The following is a 2,425-nucleotide window of genomic DNA, read 5'->3' on the forward strand; positions in this document are numbered from 1 at the left end:
TGATGGCGCTCATCGAAAGTGCTCAACTTCGCTCAGCGAAAGTGCTCACCCGGTAGCGGTGATCACTGTAGCGGTTGACGGCTCCCGGTGACGGCTTTGCGGAGCTTCTCCGAGCGTGCGTTGTGGTCGCGGAGCCGGTAGGAATCACCGGACATGTCGAGGACTACAGATCGATGCAGGAGGCGGTCGAGCATGGCTGCTGCGACGGTGTCGTCTCCGAGAACCGTTCCCCACGATCCGACCCCGCGGTTGCTGGTGATCACGATCGATGTCTTCATATACCGTTGCGAGACAACCTGAAACAACGCCGACGCAGCTTCGCCCGGCAACGGAAGATACCCGAGTTCGTCGATCACCAAGAGCGTCGGCCCGGCGTAGAACCGCATCGTCGTCGCCCATCTGCCTTCGATCGCGGCCCGGTGACATCGAGCAGCGAGATCGGCGGCGGTGGTGAAATACGTCCGATACCCGGCATGCGCAGCAGCCCGTGCCAGCCCGACCGACAGATGCGTCTTTCCGACCCCGGGCGGTCCGATGAGCAGCACATTCGTCGCAGTCTCCAAATATCTGCAGGTCGCGAGCTCATCGATCAGCTTCTTGTCGACCCCGGCGGCATTGTCGAAGTCGAAGTCCTCGAGCGATGCCGGGGTCGGCAGGCAGGCGAACCGCAACCTGCCGGTCAACCGCCGGGCTTCGGTGGCGGCGACCTCGATGGAGAGCAGTCGTTCCAATGCTGCGGTCATCGACAGTTCCTCTGCCGCGGCCTGGTCGAGGACTGTCGGCAGTGCTTCGGCGGCGTCGGCGAGTTTGAGGACCCCGAGATGTCCACGCAGACGTTGGTAGAGGCTCGCTGCTTCGGCGGTGTTCGGTGCGGGGAGGCGATCAGTGGTGGTCCGTGGTGTCGGTGTTTCACTCATGCGAGAGTGTTCCTTCCCCGTGCAGCCCGCTCGTAGGTCGAGAGGTCGATGACATCCGATGATGTTGTCGTTGAACTCGATTCGGCATCCGGAGTCGAGTTGTTCGTACTGTGGAAATGGCTGTTACGCAATACTTCTGCCGCTCTGAGTGCATCGGGCCCGGGTGGTATCCGTTCTTTGCGGCGGTGCGGTTTACCGGTGTTCGCGGTCGCCATCGCGAGTCGTTCGAGTGCAACGACGTGACCGCTGTCGCGGACGATCATGCCGAGACCGTCTGCGGCGACCGCATGCCTGGCGACGGTGATGCCGGAGGCGGTGACGATGTCGAGGTGACTGCCGCCGACCGGGCGGGTGACGGTGACCTGCGCGGACGCCAACTCCGGCGGGACGGAGTACTGGTTGCCGCGGTAGGACACCAACGCTTGCCGAGAAGCCGTGCGGGTGTCACCGAGAATCATTGGATATGCCCTCGCCGGCGGTGCTTGCAGGGGTTCGGCCGCTGCGAGGTCGGCGACCGTGCTGGTCCCGTCCGGGGTGTGGCGGGTGCGATTGTCGGAGATGGAGGCGCAGAAGTTGTCGAGATGCGCTTGGGCCTGCTCGACGCTCATGTCCGGTAACGATCGCCACCATCGCTGCGCTGCAGTGTGATTCGCCTTCTCGACGACACCTTTGCGGTTCCCTCGCCGCGGTGGGCAGATCGCTACCGAGACCCCGTAGTACTTCGCGACGCCGGCGAAGCTGGCGGTCACCGCACCGGACTCGGGGTGGCAGACCGTGGCCATGCGGTCGAACCGCCACACGCGGGTGATGCCGCCGAGAGCGCGGACAACGCGGTCGAGATTGTCGACCAGATGCGGTTGATCCATCGACGGGGTCAACACCGCCCGCCACTTTCCCGAGTGTGCGAGTGAGCCGACCCACAGGTGTGCTGTTCTGCCCCAACCCCATTCAGTCGGCGGGTTCGGGAGGTCGACGTAATCCCATTGAGTTTCTTCACCGGGTGGGTGGTCGATGATGGCGTTGGCTCGGTCGGTTGCGGTCCTGCACGCCAGGCAGATCGGGCGCAGTTTCTGCTGCCGGATCTTGCGGGTCATCGTCGGGTACGACAGTGCAAAACCCAACGCCAATAGTTCGTCGAACAGGGCGACCGCCCACAGATGCGGGTCTTCGGTGAAGCGGTAGCGGATGTAGTCGACGAAGTCCTCGAACGGGTCCGGTGTCGACCTTTTTCGCATTCCGGGGGTGGTGGTGCCGTTGATGTAGTTGCGGACGGTGCGGCGGTTGCGGCCGGTGTGGCGGGCGATGTCCGAGATCGACATGCCTCGTTTGTGCAGTGCGGATATCTCCATGTCCTCTTCCCATGTAAGCATGAGATCGCGGGTCTCCTTCGGGACGCTGGTGTGTGGTCAGAGACCATCAGCATCGGAGGAGGCCCGCCCTCATTGGCGGAGCCACACGGGTGAGCACTTTCAGGGATCAGATCTGGGTATTTTCACTGAGCGCCGTCA

Annotated in this window: 2 protein-coding genes; both read right to left on the reverse strand. The window is 63.4% G+C overall.

The annotated features are described in order from the left end of the window. Positions 1–62 precede the first annotated feature (62 nt). Entirely contained in the window at positions 63–917 is an 855-nt protein-coding gene (istB, locus tag ACIGGF_RS25295; protein ID WP_397523780.1) for an IS21-like element helper ATPase IstB, read from the reverse strand. Then, complete coding sequence (locus tag ACIGGF_RS25300; protein WP_397523781.1) at positions 914–2,287, reverse strand: transposase; 1,374 nt, start codon at positions 2,285–2,287, stop codon at positions 914–916. The genes istB and ACIGGF_RS25300 overlap by 4 nt, the downstream gene beginning before the upstream one ends. Positions 2,288–2,425 lie beyond the last annotated feature (138 nt).

Source organism: Rhodococcus sp. NPDC078407 (assembly GCF_044542515.1).
Lineage (GTDB): Bacteria > Actinomycetota > Actinomycetes > Mycobacteriales > Mycobacteriaceae > Rhodococcoides.